Source organism: Lihuaxuella thermophila (assembly GCF_900110165.1).
Lineage (GTDB): Bacteria > Bacillota > Bacilli > Thermoactinomycetales > Thermoactinomycetaceae > Lihuaxuella > Lihuaxuella thermophila.
The window spans coordinates 46,353-64,748 of the sequence record NZ_FOCQ01000016.1 but is presented as its reverse complement, the minus strand read 5'-3'; the positions used below and the strand labels follow the sequence as shown (position 1 = coordinate 64,748).

19 protein-coding genes and 1 other annotated feature are annotated in these 18,396 nt (G+C 50.1%); all 19 genes read left to right on the top strand.

What is annotated here, in order from left to right:
* Window positions 1-68 precede the first annotated feature (68 nt).
* Window positions 69-312: a binding site (T-box leader), on the top strand.
* Window positions 313-331: 19 nt separating this feature from the next.
* Window positions 332-2,314 (top strand): methionine--tRNA ligase, encoded by a 1,983-nt coding sequence (gene metG / locus BMW55_RS16100; RefSeq protein WP_089971902.1) that lies wholly within the window; start codon window positions 332-334, stop codon window positions 2,312-2,314.
* Window positions 2,315-2,462: 148 nt separating this feature from the next.
* Window positions 2,463-2,978: a signal peptidase I gene (gene lepB / locus BMW55_RS16095; RefSeq protein WP_089971843.1), complete on the top strand. Its 516-nt coding sequence runs from the start codon at window positions 2,463-2,465 to the stop codon at window positions 2,976-2,978.
* Between the two features lie 30 nt (window positions 2,979-3,008).
* Entirely contained in the window at window positions 3,009-3,788 is a 780-nt protein-coding gene (locus BMW55_RS16090) for a TatD family hydrolase (protein ID WP_089971839.1), read from the top strand.
* Between the two features lie 166 nt (window positions 3,789-3,954).
* A complete protein-coding gene (gene rnmV, locus BMW55_RS16085) occupies window positions 3,955-4,524 on the top strand; it encodes a ribonuclease M5 (protein WP_089971835.1) in 570 nt (189 codons plus the stop codon).
* Window positions 4,517-5,395: a 16S rRNA (adenine(1518)-N(6)/adenine(1519)-N(6))-dimethyltransferase RsmA gene (gene rsmA, locus BMW55_RS16080; RefSeq protein WP_244527600.1), complete on the top strand. Its 879-nt coding sequence runs from the start codon at window positions 4,517-4,519 to the stop codon at window positions 5,393-5,395. The genes rnmV and rsmA overlap by 8 nt, the downstream gene beginning before the upstream one ends.
* Window positions 5,396-5,442: 47 nt before the next feature.
* A complete protein-coding gene (locus tag BMW55_RS16075; protein ID WP_089971827.1) occupies window positions 5,443-5,916 on the top strand; it encodes a ribonuclease H-like YkuK family protein in 474 nt (157 codons plus the stop codon).
* A gap of 109 nt (window positions 5,917-6,025) precedes the next feature.
* Complete coding sequence (veg, locus tag BMW55_RS16070; protein WP_089971823.1) at window positions 6,026-6,310, top strand: biofilm formation stimulator Veg; 285 nt, start codon at window positions 6,026-6,028, stop codon at window positions 6,308-6,310.
* Window positions 6,311-6,429: 119 nt separating this feature from the next.
* Window positions 6,430-6,600: a small, acid-soluble spore protein, alpha/beta type gene (locus BMW55_RS16065; RefSeq protein WP_089971819.1), complete on the top strand. Its 171-nt coding sequence runs from the start codon at window positions 6,430-6,432 to the stop codon at window positions 6,598-6,600.
* Window positions 6,601-6,791: 191 nt separating this feature from the next.
* Window positions 6,792-7,685 carry a 4-(cytidine 5'-diphospho)-2-C-methyl-D-erythritol kinase gene (gene ispE, locus BMW55_RS16060; RefSeq protein ID WP_089971816.1) on the top strand — a complete coding sequence of 298 codons (894 nt, stop codon included), beginning with the start codon at window positions 6,792-6,794 and terminating at the stop codon, window positions 7,683-7,685.
* A gap of 40 nt (window positions 7,686-7,725) precedes the next feature.
* Window positions 7,726-8,571 carry a pur operon repressor gene (gene purR / locus BMW55_RS16055; protein WP_089971812.1) on the top strand — a complete coding sequence of 282 codons (846 nt, stop codon included), beginning with the start codon at window positions 7,726-7,728 and terminating at the stop codon, window positions 8,569-8,571.
* A complete protein-coding gene (locus BMW55_RS16050) occupies window positions 8,558-8,932 on the top strand; it encodes a RidA family protein (protein ID WP_089971809.1) in 375 nt (124 codons plus the stop codon). Before purR ends, BMW55_RS16050 begins: the two co-directional genes overlap by 14 nt.
* A 105-nt stretch (window positions 8,933-9,037) precedes the next feature.
* Complete coding sequence (gene spoVG / locus BMW55_RS16045; RefSeq protein WP_089971805.1) at window positions 9,038-9,340, top strand: septation regulator SpoVG; 303 nt, start codon at window positions 9,038-9,040, stop codon at window positions 9,338-9,340.
* Window positions 9,341-9,481: 141 nt separating this feature from the next.
* Window positions 9,482-10,861 (top strand): bifunctional UDP-N-acetylglucosamine diphosphorylase/glucosamine-1-phosphate N-acetyltransferase GlmU, encoded by a 1,380-nt coding sequence (gene glmU / locus BMW55_RS16040; protein ID WP_089971802.1) that lies wholly within the window; start codon window positions 9,482-9,484, stop codon window positions 10,859-10,861.
* 28 nt (window positions 10,862-10,889) lie between these two features.
* A complete protein-coding gene (locus BMW55_RS16035) occupies window positions 10,890-11,831 on the top strand; it encodes a ribose-phosphate diphosphokinase (RefSeq protein ID WP_089971799.1) in 942 nt (313 codons plus the stop codon).
* A gap of 85 nt (window positions 11,832-11,916) precedes the next feature.
* On the top strand, window positions 11,917-12,519 hold the full coding sequence (locus BMW55_RS16030) for a 50S ribosomal protein L25/general stress protein Ctc (RefSeq protein ID WP_089971795.1): 603 nt from the start codon (window positions 11,917-11,919) through the stop codon (window positions 12,517-12,519).
* 56 nt (window positions 12,520-12,575) lie between these two features.
* Window positions 12,576-13,139, top strand: a complete 564-nt coding sequence (gene pth / locus BMW55_RS16025) for an aminoacyl-tRNA hydrolase (protein ID WP_089971792.1) — start codon at window positions 12,576-12,578, stop codon at window positions 13,137-13,139.
* A gap of 192 nt (window positions 13,140-13,331) precedes the next feature.
* Window positions 13,332-13,562 carry an anti-sigma-F factor Fin family protein gene (locus tag BMW55_RS16020; RefSeq protein ID WP_089971788.1) on the top strand — a complete coding sequence of 77 codons (231 nt, stop codon included), beginning with the start codon at window positions 13,332-13,334 and terminating at the stop codon, window positions 13,560-13,562.
* A 223-nt stretch (window positions 13,563-13,785) separates the two neighbouring features.
* On the top strand, window positions 13,786-17,331 hold the full coding sequence (gene mfd / locus BMW55_RS16015) for a transcription-repair coupling factor (RefSeq protein ID WP_170839980.1): 3,546 nt from the start codon (window positions 13,786-13,788) through the stop codon (window positions 17,329-17,331).
* Window positions 17,315-18,322 (top strand): peptidylprolyl isomerase, encoded by a 1,008-nt coding sequence (locus tag BMW55_RS16010; protein WP_170839979.1) that lies wholly within the window; start codon window positions 17,315-17,317, stop codon window positions 18,320-18,322. Before mfd ends, BMW55_RS16010 begins: the two co-directional genes overlap by 17 nt.
* Window positions 18,323-18,396: the final 74 nt, after the last annotated feature.

Below are 18,396 nucleotides of genomic sequence, written 5' to 3'. Positions count from 1 at the left end.
CCTTTCCACTTGTTAACAAGTGTTGTATAATATAAGAGCAATCAGAGGAAAGAAGATACAGATGATACCAAAGGTCGATGACAGGGATGAGTAGTCAGCCGGTTCTATCACCAGAGAGCTGGGTCAGGTGAAAGCCAGCATAGAAACGCCTGATGAACATGGCCCTGGAGGCTTTTTTCTGAAAGGCTTCTTCCGGAAGCGGAGTAGGAAAAGACGCACACCAGCGTTACCGGGAAGTTTGAAGAGGGCATAATCCTCTCTGGATTATGCTGAAATTGGGTGGTACCGCGTGATCCCTGTCTCGCCCCAAACATGGGCGGGATTTTTTATTATAGAAAGGAGTGTTGATGCAGTGGGTGGAAATCAAACCTATTACATTACCACACCCATCTACTATCCCAGCGATAAACTGCATATCGGCCATGCGTACACGACGATCGCCGGTGATGCCATGGCCAGATATAAACGCCTGAGAGGCTATGATGTCAGATATCTGACCGGAACGGACGAACATGGGCAAAAGATTCAAAAAAGGGCCCAGGCAGCCGGCAAACAACCGCAGGAATTTGTCGATGACATTGTTAAAGGAATCAAAGAACTCTGGAGTAAACTGGATATTTCCTATGATGATTTCATTCGGACCACCGAGGACCGCCACAAGAAAGTGGTGCAAAAAGTCTTCAAACGTTTGCTCGATCAAGGAGATATCTATCTGGGAGAGTATGAAGGCTGGTATTGTGTCCCTTGTGAATCCTTTTTTACGGAGCGGCAGTTGAACGAAGGAAATTGCCCGGATTGCGGCCGCCCGGTTGAAAAGATTAAAGAGAAAAGCTATTTCTTCCGCATGAGCAAATATGTGGACCGGCTGCTCGCGTATTATGAGGAAAACCCCGGCTTCATCCAGCCGGAGTCCCGCAAAAATGAGATGATTCAAAACTTCATCAAACCGGGCCTGGAAGATTTGAGCGTCTCCCGGACGACCTTTGACTGGGGAATCCAAGTGCCGGGGGATCCCGAACATGTGGTGTATGTATGGTTGGACGCATTGACCAACTATATCTCTGCGCTCGGATATCTGGCGGAGGAGGGGGAATCATCCGAACTCTTTGCGAAATACTGGCCGGCGGATGTTCATCTCGTCGGAAAGGAAATCGTGCGCTTTCATACGATTTACTGGCCGATCTTTTTAATGGCATTGGACCTGCCTCTGCCGAAAAAGGTTTTTGGCCACGGCTGGCTGCTGATGAAAGACGGCAAAATGTCCAAATCGAAGGGGAACGTGGTCGACCCGGTGCCGCTCATTGATCGTTACGGATTGGATGCCCTGCGCTATTATCTTCTCCGGGAAGTTCCGTTCGGTGCAGACGGCGTCTTTACACCGGAGGCGTTCGTGGAGCGGGTGAATGCGGATCTGGCCAACGACCTGGGCAATCTGCTGCATCGGACCCTCACCATGGTGCAAAAATATCATCAAGGTGTTGTCCCTGAATACGTCCCGAATGCAACCGCGCATGACCGGGAACTCGAGCAGCTGGCTAAAGATACCGTAAAGCGTGTCGAGGAGGCAATGGAAGAGTTACAGTTCTCCATCGCTTTAACGGCCATTTGGGAACTGGTACGCGCGGGCAATCGCTACATTGAACATACCCAGCCGTGGAACCTGGCCAAAGATCCGGACAAACATCGGGCTCTCGGATCAGTGCTCTATCACCTGCTTGAAGTGCTGCGTATCGTCAGCGTTCTGATTCAACCGTTTATGACCCAAACCCCGAAAAAAATGTGGGAACAACTGGGGATTGGCGAGGGTGAGCTGACAAGCTGGGAAAGCGTTGAGCGGTTTGGCGTTTTGCCTGCCGGTATCCAAACGTCGAAAGGAAATCCGCTGTTCCCGCGTTTAGATATAAAAGAAGAAGTGGAGGCGATTCTGGGAATGATGCGAGGTACGGTGACCAAACCGGTGGAAGAGGAGAAAAAAGTTTCTGAGCAAGAAGGGTATATCTCCATCGATGAATTTTTCCAAACCGATCTGCGTGTGGCGGAAATCCTGGAAGCGGCTCCGGTCAAAAATGCCAACCGTCTCCTGAAGTTGCAACTGGATTTAGGAACGGAGAAAAGACAAGTGGTTTCCGGGATCGCCGAGTATTACCGCCCGGAAGAACTGGTTGGACAAAAAGTGATCTGTGTCGCCAATCTGAAACCGGTGAAGCTTCGCGGAGAAAAATCAGAAGGCATGATCTTGGCCGCATCGGAAAACGGCCGGCTGGTATTAGCAACCGTTTCCGGGGATATTCCCAATGGTACGCGGGTCAAATAGAAGTTCTCCCCTTGCTTGGGAAGATACCCTTGCCACAACCGGGGTATCCCCTTGCGGGGGAGGCTTCACTTTTTCGGGAATATCGAGGAATCTGGTGCGTTGAATGGTTTTAAAAAGGGTAGGAAAATGAACGGGAGGGCTAAGAAGCATGGCAGAAAAGAAGAGCTCGTCCGCTGAATGGCTGGTCGCCATTCTATCTGCGCTTATCATCGCGATCGTGATTCGGTCTTTTTTGTTTGCCCCGTATGAAGTACACGGAACTTCCATGTACCCGACACTGCATGGGGACGAGCTGCTCATCGTGAATAAATGGATCTACAAGGTAAAGAAGCCGGACTACGGCGATATCGTCGTTTTCCATACCGAGGAAGAGCGGGATTTCATCAAGCGAGTCATCGGTCTTCCCGGAGACCGGATTTTGATCAAAAACGGAAAAGTATACCGGAATGGAAAGCCCTTGTACGAACCGTATGTCAATGGCCCGATGAACAAGGAGACATATGAACAAAAACAGATTCCTGAAGGATATCTGTACGTTCTCGGGGATAATCGCAACAACAGCAAGGACAGCCGGCAGATCGGGCCGGTCAAGATCGATGAAATTGTCGGACGGGCGGAGGTCATCGTGTTGCCCTTACATAAATTTGATGTTTTATCCTTTTAGTAAACAAGGAAATCATCGGGGGTCATTCCTATGTTGTTTGACAGTCATGCACATCTCAACGACAAGCAATTCGACGGAGATCGTGAAGAAGTGATCCGAAGAGCCAGAGATGAGTTCGGAGTGAGTGCGATCCTAAATGTCGGATATAACCGGGAAACGATTCTCACTTCCCTGGAACTGGCCGAGAAATATGATTTTATTTACTCCTCTGTCGGATGGCATCCCCATGATGCCGCAAAGTGTACCGACGAGGATCTGAAGTGGATTCGCTCTTTGACCAGCCACCCCAAAGTGGTGGCTCTCGGGGAAATGGGATTGGATTATTATTGGGACAACTCGCCGAGAGACAAACAGGCGGAGGTATTCCGCAAACAAATCGCCATTGCAAAAGAGACCGGCCTTCCTATCATCATTCATGACCGGGATGCGCATGAAGATGTGGTGCGCATTCTCAAAGAAGAACATGCCGAAGAAGTGGGGGGTGTCATGCACTGTTTCGGGGGGGATCTGCGGATCATGGAAGAGTGTTTGAAACTTAATTTCATGATCGGCCTCGGCGGACCCGTCACCTTTAAGAATGCAAAGCTGCCCAAGGAAATCGCCGCACATGTACCCGAAGACCGGCTGCTCTTAGAAACGGACTGCCCTTATCTGGCCCCTCACCCTTACCGTGGCAAGAGAAATGAGACGGGCTATGTCCGTTTGGTAGCGGAAACCATCGCTGAGATCAGGGGAACCACGCTGGAAGACCTGGCTAAAACGACCGCAGAAAATGCAAAGAGGTTGTTTAAATTGGAGGTGTTAACATAAAATAGCAATAAATGCTTGTGCTGCTCCATAGTTTTGCGACGCCGGCACAATCCGGAAGATGAGGCCTGTATCGGGGGCGACTCAGGAGCCCGATGACAGGAACCACTTGATTTGAGAGGACACAAAGAAACAGGCTTTAACTGCAAGAGAAAGAGGTTTTCGTCCATTGTCAATTCCGACGATTAAAGAGATCATAGTAGTAGAAGGTCGAAATGACACCGTGGCGGTCCGGCGGGCCGTCATTGCCGATACCATTGAGACGAGGGGATCGGCCATCGGGGACCGCGTACTTGCCGAAATCAGAAGGGCCCAAGCAAAAAGGGGCGTGATCGTTTTCACCGACCCTGACTATGCCGGAGAAAGAATCCGCCGGATCATTTCAGAGGAGGTTCCCGGTGTTAAACATGCTTTCTTACCACAGGATAAAGCAAAATCCAAGCATAAAATCGGCATCGAACACGCTTCGCCCGAAGCAATTGTACAAGCACTGTTCGGGGTTCGTACGGAAGGCGGGGAAATCCCGTGCGATCCGCCGATCAGCTGGGAGGACTACCTTCATTTGGGATTTGCCGGACAGAGCGACTCCGGATGGTTTCGCCAAAAGGTAGCCGACGAGCTGGGAATCGGATACGGCAATGCCAAGCAATTTTACCGCAGGCTCCAGGTGCTCCGTATCGGCAAAGAGGAATTGTACCGGGCGATCGAACGGGTGAGAAAGGATGCGACAGATGAATAATAAACCGATCTCGGCGCGGACTCGGGAGCTGTTATCTGAGCACGCCATTGTTCTGAAGAAAAGTTTGGGGCAAAACTTTCTGACAGACAGCCATGTATTAGACAAAATCATTCGTGCCGCCGAACTGACTGAGCGCTCGGGTGTGCTGGAAATTGGTCCGGGGATCGGGGCTCTCACCGAACGCCTGGCAAATGAGGCGCGGAAAGTAGTGGCCATCGAGATCGATCAGCGGCTCATTCCCGTGCTGGAAGAGTTATTCGCTTCCCGGCCGCATGTGAAGATCATTCACGGGGATGCAACCGAGATCGATTTGCGAACCTTCCTCCGGGACCATTTTCAAGATGTGGACACCATTCATGTGGTTGCCAATCTCCCTTATTATGTGACTTCTCCCATTATCGTCCGGTTATTGAGTGAACGTTTGCCCTTGAAGAACATCGTCATCATGATCCAAAAAGAAGTCGCGGACCGTTTAACGGCTTCACCCGGGACCAAAGACTACAGCTCGCTCACGGTGCTGGTCAAGTATTTTGCCATGGCTGAGGAAGTCGCGCGCGTGCCCAGCCACGTATTCGTACCGAGACCCCAGGTAGACTCTGCCGTAACGCGGTTAACCCTGCGTGATCAACCTGCGGTTTATGTTTCCAATGAGAGGCTGTTTTTTAAAGTGGTTCGGGCCGCATTTGCCCAGCGGCGGAAAACGCTCTTAAACACTCTTCATGCCAACTTGTTTTCCTCCCGTCGCAAAGACGAGGTTGAAAAATGGCTGCATGAAGCAGGAATTGATCCCAAACGACGCGGAGAAACACTCGACATTCAAGAATTTGCTGCCTTAACACAAGTCATCGACTCGAAGGATACCCAGTCCTAAGAAGCGGCGAAAAATCTCAAGACTCTTTCACCTTGGAGGTCACTTTCGTGAACTTTTTCCATCCGCGCAAAGGCCGATGCAGTATGGAGGAAATGATCGCCGAGATTCAGTCCTATATCGGACAAGACAAGAAGGCAGAATACAAAGTTGTCATCGGAACCGATTCGCAGACCCGGGAGCGCGAAACCCTGTTTGTGACTGCCATCATTATCCAACGGATCGGTAAAGGGGCCATCTTTTTTTACATGAAGAAAAGTCATCGCGCGATGAGGGATTTGCGTTATCGGATCTACCGTGAGACGGAGTACAGCCTGCAGTGTGTGGAGCTGCTGAAGAAAAACGGCTTCTTCGACTTTTCCGTTAACATCCCGATGGAAATCCATCTCGATGTCGGCCAGCAAGGGGAAACGCGGAAGTTGATTCAGGAAGTTGTCGGTTGGGTTACCTCTGTTGGCTATACCGCGAAAATTAAACCGGAATCGTACGCGGCCAGCGCTGTCGCCGACCGGTTTACCAAATGAATAAGCAGAAACCCCATTGACAAAGGGGTTGTCCCCCTGCTATAATACTGCATTTGACTCTGACACCCATTTGTAGTATAATCTTCTACAAGTGAGGTGGTCGATAAACATGGGCAAAAACGCGCTATCTGAAATTAAGCTAACCTTGGAAGGTTACATTGGGCACAAGATTCGCTTGAAAGCCAATAGCGGACGCCGCAAGACCATTGAACGAACGGGTATTCTAGAAGAGATATATCCATCCGTTTTTGTTGTCAAGCTGGATGAGGATCAACACGCATTTAATCGCGTTTCATACAGTTATGCGGATGTTTTGACGGAATCGGTGGAACTGACCATTTTGGACGGCGACAATCAACAGGTTCCGGTCAAATATGTAAAAACTCCGCAATAAGAACACACCTGTTGTGTTCTATTTTTTCAGGGTGTTTGGTAGCGCTTACATAGATTTTGCGGAATAGACCATACTACTCATACCCTGCCTTGACTGCTTGAGACAAAGGAGGCGGAAAAATGGCACGCAGAGGTGTCATGTCGGAATCCTTTAAGATCGAGTTGGCCAAGGAGCTTGGTTTTTACGATGTCGTAAAACGAGAAGGCTGGGGCGGGATTAAAGCCCGTGACGCAGGTAATATGGTCAAACGCGCCATCCAGATTGCAGAAGAAAGGATGGGGGGTCGATAGCAGGTTTCAAGACCGGCAGGGTAAGCTGAGAGGAGATTCCTCTCAGCTTTTTTTGTCAAAGGGTCCGCATTTGACCAGATAGTTTAATTCAAGCCGGAACATGATAAAATAAGAGAAGCTCTCTGATTTCAGAAGGGAATGGGAAACGTGGATATCTTTTAAACAGAAGGTGCAGATAGGGGGAACTGTGATTGTACATATCGGAAAAAGCACCTGCCAAAATCAATTTAACCTTGGATGTTTTACATAAACGACCGGATGGCTATCATGAGTTGGAGATGGTCATGACCACTGTGGACCTGGCTGACCGGATTGATCTCATTCATACTTCTCATTCTTCCATCACGCTCGAGAGCAGTTCAGGACTCGTGCCTCAGGACGAGCGCAACCTCGCTTACCGGGCGGCTGCACTTCTCAAGGAAAAATTGGGTGTCAAGGATGGCGTGCACATATACATTCACAAGCATATTCCCGTCGCCGCAGGTTTGGCCGGGGGGAGCAGTGATGCAGCCGCTACCTTGCGCGGATTGAATCGTTTGTGGAATCTCGGGTTGTCCGATGATCAGCTGGCGGAGATCGGAGCGGAAATCGGGTCGGATGTCCCGTTTTGCGTGCATGCGGGGACAGCTGTCGCCAGAGGGCGCGGAGAAATTTTAACTCCTCTGCCGCCTCCGCCTCCTTGTTGGGTGGTGTTGGCCAAGCCGGGGCACGGCGTTTCCACTGCGGATGTATTCGGGCGGCTGCAGGTGGACCAAATCGAAAAGCATCCGTCGACTGAAGCGATGATCGAGGCGATCCAAAACCGGGATTATGAGGAAATCAATAAACATTTGGGCAATGTTTTGGAGCCTGTGACGATGGAGATGCACCCGGAAGTTCGTAAAATAAAAGAAAAAATGTTGCAGTTTGGGGCAGACGGTGTCCTGATGTCCGGCAGCGGCCCCACGGTCTTCGGCCTGGTGAAGAAAGAAGCCCGTGCCAAACGGCTGGTAAACGGTCTCAAAGGTTTTTGCGGGCAGGTGTTTGCCGTTCGGATGCTCGGTGTGCGGTATCAGGGAGTTCTTGATCAAATCCGTACAAAATGATATATTTCGGTCATGATATTCGGTTTTTCGGAGGTACTCGATGGATAAGTGGAAGCGGAGTTCGAGGTTAGTGGATATGACCCGGCAACTCCTGTCAGAACCTTACCGCTTAATCCCTTTGACCGCATTTGCTGAGCGGTATAATTCGGCCAAGTCTTCGATCAGCGAAGATTTGGCCATTATCCATGAAGTGTTCCAAAGCGGCGGAAGCGGAGAGTTGGAGACGGTTGCAGGAGCTGCGGGCGGTGTGCGATATATTCCAAAAATCGACCGGCAGCGGGCTTTGGATGTACTCAAGGTGTTGTGTGAACAATTGTCAAATCCGGACCGGATTTTGCCCGGAGGCTTTTTATATCTGTCGGACCTGCTGGGCGATGCGACTCTTCTCTCCGAGATCGGGCGGATTTTTGCCACTGTATTTGCCGGGAAAAAAATAGATGCGATCATGACGGTGGAAACCAAAGGGATTCCGCTTGCCTATGCCGCTGCATCTTATTTAAGGGCGCCTGTGGTGATCGCACGTTACGGCTACCGTGTCACGGAGGGTTCGGTGGTAACCGTGAATACCATTTCCGGTTCGGGCAGGCAGATGAGGCAGCTCTCTTTGTCCAAACGGAGCCTGGCAGAAGGATCAAGGGTACTGATCATCGATGATTTTATGAAGGCTGGCGGCACGATTCGCGGCATGATGGATTTGCTTCATGAATTTAACGCCGAAGTCGTGGGAGTGGGAGTCATGGTGGAATCGGCAGCCGAACAGCGTTTGGTCGAATCCTACGTTTCGTTGGCGGCTGTCACCGAAGTGGATGTGAAAGAGCGGAAAATTCATGTGGAGTTAGGAAATCTGTTTACAAGGGAAGGGGAATGGAAGGATGTTAAAAATTGAAACAAAAAATGCGCCGCAAGCGATCGGGCCTTATTCGCAAGCGATCCAAGTCGGGGACATGATCTTTACCTCCGGGCAGATCCCCCTCACCCCACAGGGTGAACTGGTGGAAGCGGATATTGAAAAACAGACCCATCAGGTCTTGCAAAATGTGCGCGCCATTTTGGAAGCGGCGGGCAGCGATCTGGATCATGTTGTAAAAACCACTCTTTTTATCAAAGATATGAATCAGTTCCAGCAAATCAACGCCATTTACGGCGAGTATTTCAAGGACCATCAGCCGGCCCGCTCCTGTGTGGAAGTCGCCCGGTTGCCCAAAGATGTCCTGATAGAAATGGAAGTCATCGCGAAGAAAAAATAACAATTGAAAAAAAGTGTAAACCGATCTCCAAAATTAGCAGGAATTGGTTCCGCCATCTCGAATAGTATTTCTCAAGTCATCATTGGAAATAGGTGGTGGATTCCGTTGGAGATTACTGATGTTCGCCTGCGCAAGGTAAACAAGGAAGGTCGTATGCGAGCCATCGCATCAATTACGATTGATAGTGAATTTGTGGTTCATGATATTCGTGTCATTGACGGGAATAATGGAATGTTCGTTGCCATGCCGAGCAAGCGCACTCCGGATGGTGAATTTCGCGACATCGCCCATCCGATCTCCCCTGTCAGCCGTGAAAAGATCGAAGCAGCAGTGTTGGAAGTGTATCACAGAACAGAGGAAAACGGAACCGCGCATGTCACGGCGGAAAAAGCGGCCATGGATACGTAACCGCCCCGAAAGAGCAAACAGGAACCCTTATTCAGGGTTCTTTTTTGTTGGCAATAAGTTCTGACCCCCCTTGGTTGCAATCAAACATACTTTGGGATATATTCAGGTAGGAAGTTAGCAAGGAAACGGGGGCGCTTCGTCATGCAACGACTTTATGCGATTGTGCTTGCAGCGGGCAAAGGGACCAGGATGAAATCGCAAAAACATAAAGTTTTGCACCCTGTCTGCGGAAAACCGATCATTGATCACATCATCGGGCAATTATCCGAACTCAACACGGCAAAAACGATTTTGGTTGTGGGACACCAAGCCGAATCGATTAAAGAGTATCTGGGGGACAAAGTCCGGTTTGTCGAGCAAAAAGAGCAATTGGGAACCGCACATGCCGTCATGCAAGCCAAGCCGCTTCTTGAGAACGAAACAGGTATCACGCTGGTTTTAAATGGAGATCATCCCCTCTTCACGAGTGAAACGCTGTCCAAACTGATTGAGGAGCATCAGCGGTCCCAAGCCGCGGCGACAGTGCTTACCGCCCGCTTGGAGAACCCTTCCGGCTACGGCAGGATCGTCCGGCGTACCGACGGAAGTGTGGACCGCATTGTGGAGCATAAAGATGCCACAGCGGAAGAATTGAAAATCAACGAAGTGAATACCGGAACTTTTTGTTTTGATAATCAAAAACTTTTCTCTGCTTTATCCCTTGTCAATAACGATAATGCGCAGGGCGAATATTACTTGCCGGATGTGATTTCCATCCTGAGGGAACAAGGGGAGCGGATCAGCGCGGAAGTCATCTCCGATTCCGATGAGGCCATGGGTGTCAATGATCGCTTGCAACTGGCGGAAGCGGAAGCGATCATGCGCCGGCGCATTTTGCAAACCCATATGCTGAATGGCGTAAGCATTGTGGATCCGTCCAATACCTATATTGAAGCGGATGTCACGATTGGCCCGGATACCGTGATTGAACCGGGAACTTTCTTAAGAGGGAAAACGAAGATCGGTGCCGGTTGCCACATCGGGCCGCAAGCGGATTTAACGGACGTGGTGGTAGCTGACCATGCCAAAATTAAGTATGCGGTCATCGATTCCAGTCAAGTGGATCAAAACGCTTCGATTGGCCCTTATGCATACATTCGCCCGGGAACACATCTCGGCGAGGAAACCAAAGTGGGTTGCTTTGTAGACTTGAAAAAAACCCGTTTAGGCAAAGGTTCCAAAGTATCTCACCTGGCTTATGTGGGAGATGCCGAAGTGGGTGAACATGTAAACATCGGCTGCGGTGCTGTAACCGTTAACTACGATGGCAAAAATAAGCATAAAACCATTATTGAAGACGGCGCATTTATCGGCTGCAATGTGAACCTGATCGCTCCTGTCAGTGTCAAAAAAGGCGGCTATGTGGCAGCGGGTTCAACCATTAACCAGGATGTTCCGGAAAATGCATTTGCCATTGCCAGAGAGCGGCAAACGACCAAACCGGATTATGTGGAAAAATTGATGAAAAAACTATCCAAGTAATTGGAAATAGGTGGAGGAACGTATTCCCATGTCTAATTCCCGTCTACAAGTGTTCAGCTGTAATTCCAATCCATCCCTGGCCAAGAGTATCTGTGAGCATATCGGCATTCCTCTGGGCGATGCCCAGGTAGGAAAGTTCAGCGATGGAGAAATCCATGTCAAACTAAATGAGAGTGTGCGCGGGTCTGATGTATACGTGATCCAGTCCACATGTGACCCGGTCAATCAGCACCTCATGGAGCTGCTAGTCATGGTGGATGCTTTGAAACGGGCATCTGCCGGCACAATCAATGTCGTCATCCCGTACTATGGATATGCCCGTCAAGATCGAAAAGCCCGCGCGCGGGATCCGATTACGGCCAAATTGGTCGCCAACCTTATTGAAACGGCGGGAGCGGACCGTGTGATCACCATGGATCTTCATGCGATGCAGATCCAAGGATTTTTCAATATTCCCGTCGACCACCTCATCGGAATTCCCATCTTGGCGGAATATTTTAAGAACAAAGGTTTGTCCGATGTCGTAGTGGTTTCTCCCGACCACGGGGGAGTGATTCGCGCCCGCCGTCTCGCAGAGCGGCTGGATGCGCCGATCGCCATTATCGATAAGAGAAGGCCGGAACCCAATGTGGCTGAAGTGATGAATATTGTTGGGGATGTAAGGGGCCAAACAGCGATCATCATCGATGACATCATCGATACGGCAGGAACGATCACCCTTGCCGCGAATGCCCTCCAGGAGCAGGGAGCGAAAGCGGTTTATGCTTGTTGCACGCATCCGGTCTTCTCCGGCCCGGCCATCGACCGCATTCGCCAGTCCAACATCAAGGAAATGGTCGTCACCGATACCATTCCGCTGCCCGAAAACAAGCGGCTGGATAAAATCAAAGTGCTGTCGGTCGCCTCGCTCATCGGGGAAGCGATCATTCGCGTTCACAATGAACAATCGGTCAGCAAACTGTTCGACTGATGTTTTTCAGCCGGTGAGGTTTTAATCCCCCAAAAAAAGGATATAAACCTTCTTAGGGTGATCATTAGAGAAGGGGGATTGAAGAGTGGTAGCTAGCATTTCCGCTGAAAAACGCGAACAAAAGAACCGAGCTGCATTAAACCGTTTACGAAAAGAGGGGCGTGTTCCCGCCGTCATCTATGGGAACGGGACAGAAGCTCTTGAAATCCATCTGGATGGAAAAGAGTTTCGCAAACATACGGGGGAAGGCCCCGGGGTTATGGACATCAAAGTGGATGACCAAGTCCATCATGTGATGATCCGTGAGGTGCAAAGAGACCCGGTTAAAGCCAATATCCTGCATATAGATTTTCTCAAAGTAGAGAGGAATAAACCTGTGGAAACGGAAGTCCCCGTACATCTTGTCGGAGAAGCGAACGGAGTCAAAGCAGGAGGGGTTTTGCAGCAAACCGCCCGCTCTGCGTTGATCCGCTGCCTTCCGGACCAGATCCCGGCAGAGCTGACCTTGGATATCAGCCAGTTGGAGATCGGGGATTCGGTCACCTTGGGAAACATTGCATTGCCGGCAGGAGTAGAGCTGTTGTCCGACGGGGATACCGTGGTCGCCTCAGTGATCCCGCCACAAGCCGCCAAAGAAGGCGGGGAACCGGCAGAGGCGGAAGCGGCAGACGAAGAAAAAGAAGAATAACTGCCAGGGCGCAACCATCTGTTGCGCCTTTGTTTTGATGAAACGGAGGCTTATGAATGAAAATCATCGTCGGTTTGGGAAATCCGGGGGCGAAGTATGCGCTGACCCGGCACAACATCGGATTCTGGGTGATGGATGAACTGAGCCGTATGTGGGGGATCCCGATTCAAAAAGAAAAATGGAAAGCAGAAGTCGGGGAAGGAATGGTAGGGGGAGAGAAAGTCATCTTGCTCAAACCGCTCACTTATATGAATTTGTCCGGGGAATCCGTCCGCCCTGCCGTCGATTGGTTGAAAGCAGACATGGAAGATCTTTGTGTCGTCTACGATGATCTGGATTTGCCGCCGGGAAAAATCCGGCTCCGCTTCAAAGGCAGCTCCGGCGGGCACAACGGGATGAAATCGATCATTCAGCATCTGGGAACCGAAGAATTTAAACGCATCAAAATTGGCATCGGTCGTCCTGATGGCGGGATGCCCGTCCCGGATTATGTGCTGTCTCCGTTCAGGAAAGAGGAAGAAGAAGTGATTGCAGAAGCGGTCAGGCGAGCCGCTGAGGCGATTGAACGCTGGGTGAAGTCCGACTTCCGCGAAGCAATGAATGTATATAATTCGCGATGATTTTTAATATGACGACGATTGGAAAGTGTTGTGGAGTCCCTGTCATATTCACAAGCAAAAAGGATTAAACTAATAACAGGAATTTTTTGACGAATACAGGAGAGGCTAAAAAATCTTTTCTATCGTGAATGAATTTTTGCCATCCGGCGATACTAGATCAAGAAACCTTTGTCTATTGTAGGAGGCGCTTGGATGGCAATTGACTACATCTGTCGTTACTGCAATGCTTTCCTCGGCAAGTTGGAAGGAGATGGCTTGACTGATCAGGATCTGGGTTTTGATCAGTTGACCCCTGAAGAGCGGAAAGATATAATAACGAGTGACGCGAATGGAAACACCCGGGTCCGCGTCGTGTGCGAATCATGTCAGGAAATGCTTGACAACAATCCTGATCTCTCCCTGTACCCTTATCTGTTCCACTGATGAAGGAGCATCCTATATATGTAGGCAATAAGCCCTGGCTTCAGCTATGAGGAGTCATCTTCCCTTATAATGCTGTTTTTTCTGACTATAATGAAAATGGCCTTGGCTGCCCGAAGCTGAGGCTTCTTTTATATTTTGGCGAAGCGGGAAAGAGAACCCGTTTTGAGATGGAAGTACATGGAGTTTGATATAGATGGACGAAGATTAAGAGGAGGAACATGTGTTGGAGCCGTTGATCCATATCATGAGGCAGGACAGTGATTTTCAGTCGACCGCAGCGGGACTGAAAAGAAATCTGAAGGAACAACTGGTGGCCGGGTTGACGGGAACCGCCCGCATGTTGTATTTAACCGCTTTGTACCACGAAGTGAAGCGTCCCATCCTCCTGGTTACCCACAATCTCAATCAGGCGCAAAAAGCCGCTGAGGATTTACAAGAATTCCTCCCCAAAGAAGAAGTGCTTCTTTATCCGGCCAACGAGCTGGTAACAACGGAAATCGCTTTGGCCGGACATGAAACGCTGGGAGAGCGCATTGAGGTATTATCACGGTTGTCTCAAGGTTTTTCCGGCGTGATGATCGTTCCGTTCGCCGGGCTGAGAAAACTATTTCCCCCTAAGAGAGTTTTTAAGCTAAACCATATCTCTCTCCAAGTAGGGGAAGAACAGCCCTTAGACCCTTTGATTGACCGGCTGGTCAAAACCGGGTACGAACGGGTGGATATGGTGGAAAAACCGGGAGAGTTCAGTGTTCGCGGCGGAATTGTCGACGTTTATCCCGCCAATTTTGCGCAACCCGTACGGATTGAGTGGTTTGATGACGAAGTGGATTCGATCCGTCCGTTCTCTGTGTCTGATCAACGCTCGATCGACAAGTGGGAACGGGTGATCATCCCGCCGGCAAGGGAACTCTTCGCTTCCAGGGAGTTCTTGTACCAGGCAGGAGAAAGAGTGGAAAAACTTCTTGAACAGCGGCTGGCCACAGTGAAAGATTCAGCGCTCAAACAGAAGCTGACCGAATCGATCGGATTTGATATTGAACAATTAAAATCCGGAACGCTTTTCACGGGGATCTATAAATATATCGAGCAAATCTATCCGGATTGCGAGAGTTTGCTTGATTACTTGCCAAAAGATTGCGTGATGGTTTTGGATGAACCCACCCGCATTATGGAAAGTGCGAAACACATGGAGCGGGAAGAAGGAGAATGGCAAACGGCCCTCCTTTCCCAAGGGGAATTTTTGCCGCGACTCAAAATCTCCCTCTCTTATGAAGAGCTGATTTTGAAAAATGAGTACCAGCGAATCTATCTGTCTTTGTTTATGAGGCAGGTTCCGGGAATCCAGCCGCAGAACATCATTCAAATGATGTGCCGGAGCATGCAGCAGTTTCACGGCCAGATGCATGTGCTCAAAGGCGAGTGGGACCGCTGGGTGAAATCCAATTACCGCGTCATTTTTGCCGCGAGCAGCCCGGACCGCCTGGAGCGGCTGGAACGGGTGCTGGCTGACTACGGAATGGAGGTGATCCATGACCGTTCCAATCATCCCCCGTTGCCGGGACGGCCGATTGTACGTGTAGGCGCGTTGCAAAACGGCTTTGAAATGAGCGGGATCCGCCTGGCCGTGGTCACCGAGGGAGAAGTGTTCACCCAGAAACAACGACGCACCCGGAGAAACGTGAAATTGGATCACGCGGAAAAGATTAAAGATTACCAGGAATTGAAACCGGGTGATTATGTTGTCCATGTGAATCACGGAATCGGCCGCTATGTGGGCATAGAAACGCTGAATGTCGGCGGTTTGCACAAAGATTATCTGCATATCCAATATGCCGGCAATGACAAGCTGTATGTTCCCGTCGAGCAGATCGAACAGGTGCAAAAATACGTCGGCAGTGAGGAACGGACGCCGAAAGTGTACAGCCTGGGCGGCAGCGAATGGAGCAAAGTGAAGAATAAGGTTCGCTCTTCCGTCCAGGATATCGCGAAAGATCTGATCGAACTGTATGCCAAGCGCCAGCAGGCCAAAGGATATGCCTTTTCGAAGGACACCCCTTACCAAAAAGAGTTTGAAGCGATGTTCCCTTATGAGGAAACGCCGGACCAATTGCGCTCCATCGAGGAAATCAAAACCGATATGGAACAGGGACGGCCGATGGACCGCCTGTTGTGCGGGGATGTCGGATACGGAAAAACTGAGGTAGCGATCCGGGCAGCGTTTAAAGCGACGATGGATGGAAAACAGGTAGCTGTTCTGGTTCCGACCACCATTCTGGCACAGCAGCATTATGAAACATTCCGGGAGCGTTTTTCGGGGTATCCGGTGCAGATCCGTGTGCTGAGCCGTTTCCGGTCGCGCAAAGAACAGAAGGAGACCATCGAAGGACTCAAAAACGGGACCGTTGATATCGTGATTGGAACGCACCGTCTGTTGTCCAAAGACATTGTGTTTAAGGATTTGGGGCTGTTGATCATCGACGAAGAGCAACGCTTCGGGGTGAAACACAAAGAAAAGATCAAGCAGATCAAGCACAATATTGATGTACTCACGCTGACGGCTACGCCGATTCCCCGCACTCTGCACATGGCGATGATGGGCGTCCGCGATCTGTCCGTGATCGAAACGCCTCCGGAAAACCGCTTCCCTGTGCAAACTTATGTATTGGAGTACTCGGGAGCCCTGGTGCGTGAGGCGATTGAACGGGAACTGGCCCGGGGCGGACAGGTGTATTTTCTGTATAACCAGGTGCACAACATTGAACAGATGGCCGACCAGATCCGCATGCTGGTTCCCGATGCGCGGGTGGCCGTCGCACACGGACAAATGGCGGAAACCGAGTTGGAAAAAGTCATGTTGGACTTTCTGGACGGGGAGTATGATGTCCTGGTCAGCACGACCATCATTGAGACAGGCGTCGATATCCCCAACGTCAATACTCTGATTATTTACGATGCAGATAAGATGGGTTTGTCCCAGTTGTATCAGCTCCGGGGGCGTGTTGGTCGATCCAACCGCATCGCTTATGCTTATTTTACTTATCAGCGGGATAAAGTGCTGTCCGAGACCGCCGAGAAACGGCTTCAGGCGATCAAAGAATTCACGGAGCTGGGTTCCGGATTTAAGATCGCCATGCGGGACCTGGCCATTCGCGGAGCCGGAAATATTCTCGGAGCGGAACAGCACGGGCACATCGCTTCGGTCGGATTTGAACTGTACAGTCAGATGTTGAAAGAAGCGGTGGCGGAACTGCAGGGCAAAAAGCCGCAGGAACAGCCGGCTGAACCGCAAATTGAACTCAGCGTGGACGCCTATTTGCCATCGGAGTACATTCGCGATGAAAAACAAAAGATCGAGCTGTACAAGAAAATCCGGGCGGTTACCACCCTGCAGGAAGTCATGGATCTGGAAGAAGAGATTGAGGACCGCTTCGGCGATCTGCCGGAACCTGTGCAAAACTTGTTGCGGGTCGCCAGAATCCGTGCCTATGCGCTGATGTACGGAGTGGAAACCATTGAGCAAAAAGGAGATGAGATCTCCTTAAAGCTTCATCCCGAACAAAACGAAAAAATTGACGGGTCCAAACTGTTCAAACTCGCGCAGGAGTTCCCCGGAAAAATACGTCTCTCCTCCGGGCAGCGGATCGGAATCGCCTTCAAGATCAAAGGGATGTCTTCGCGGGCCGCCCTGGAAATGGTTGAACAGTTTCTAGTAAAATATGAAATGGTTCCAAAACGGAAAGGAGAAATTCAAAATGCAGGTGTGGAATAAGCGGCTCGTGATCGGAGCGTTAACCATATTTCTGGCAAGCTCTATGGTATTGACCGGTTGCGGTACAGCCGAAAAACAAGAGCAAAAACAGGCACAGCAAACGACCCAACCGACACAGTTCAAACCGCTCAGCACGACCAGCAAAAAAGTGGTGGCCGAATTTAAGGGCGGGAAGATCACCGAAGGAGAGCTCAATCGTTACATCAATGTGTTCAGTTTCTTTCAGCCCCAGTTTGCGATGATGTTTACCGATCCCAGCCTGAAAGGAAAACAGAATGAAATCAAAGCCCAGCTGGCGAAGGATTTTGCCGGACAGCTTTATATTGCAAGCGTTGTACCCGACGGGGAATATGAGAAAAAAGCGGATGAAACACTGAAACAGCTCGAAAGCCAATTGAAAAGCGGACAGGCGGCAGACGGGCAGAAGGGGCCGCAATCCATTGAAGAAGCGATCAAAGGAAAAGGTTTCACCAAGGATGAATTGCGTGAATTTATCATCCGGGACCACAAAATCCAGGCTTATTATGAGGAACGCTTAAAAAAGCTGCAATATGACAACGTAAAAGTCAACCACATTCTCATCGGCGTCGGGAATGACAAACCCAAGCGCACGGATGCCGAGGCCAAAAAACGGGCCGAAGAAGTCAAGAAAAAACTGGATGCGGGCGGAGACTTTGCCAAACTGGCCAAAGAGTATTCGGATGACCCCGGCTCGAAGGACCAAGGCGGTTTAGTGGAAGGGCCGCCGGAAATGTTTGTTCCCGAGTTTGCCAATGCCGCCAAAACGCTTCCGATCGGGAAAATCAGCGACCCGGTGAAAACAGATTACGGCTACCACATTCTCAAAGTGGTCGAACGCAACAAAAAAAGCTATGATCAGGCTCCGGATCAGTTGAAAATGGACAAGCAGCAAGAGATTTTCGAAGAGATGGTGCAAAAAGAACTTCAATTCAAATCTTTCTTGCCGGCACCGAAGCCGGCCGAGAAATAAATGAACCATCGGAAAGCAGGGCAACCATGCCCTGCTTTTTTATGTATATGGAAACTGAATAATATTTTGCCAGC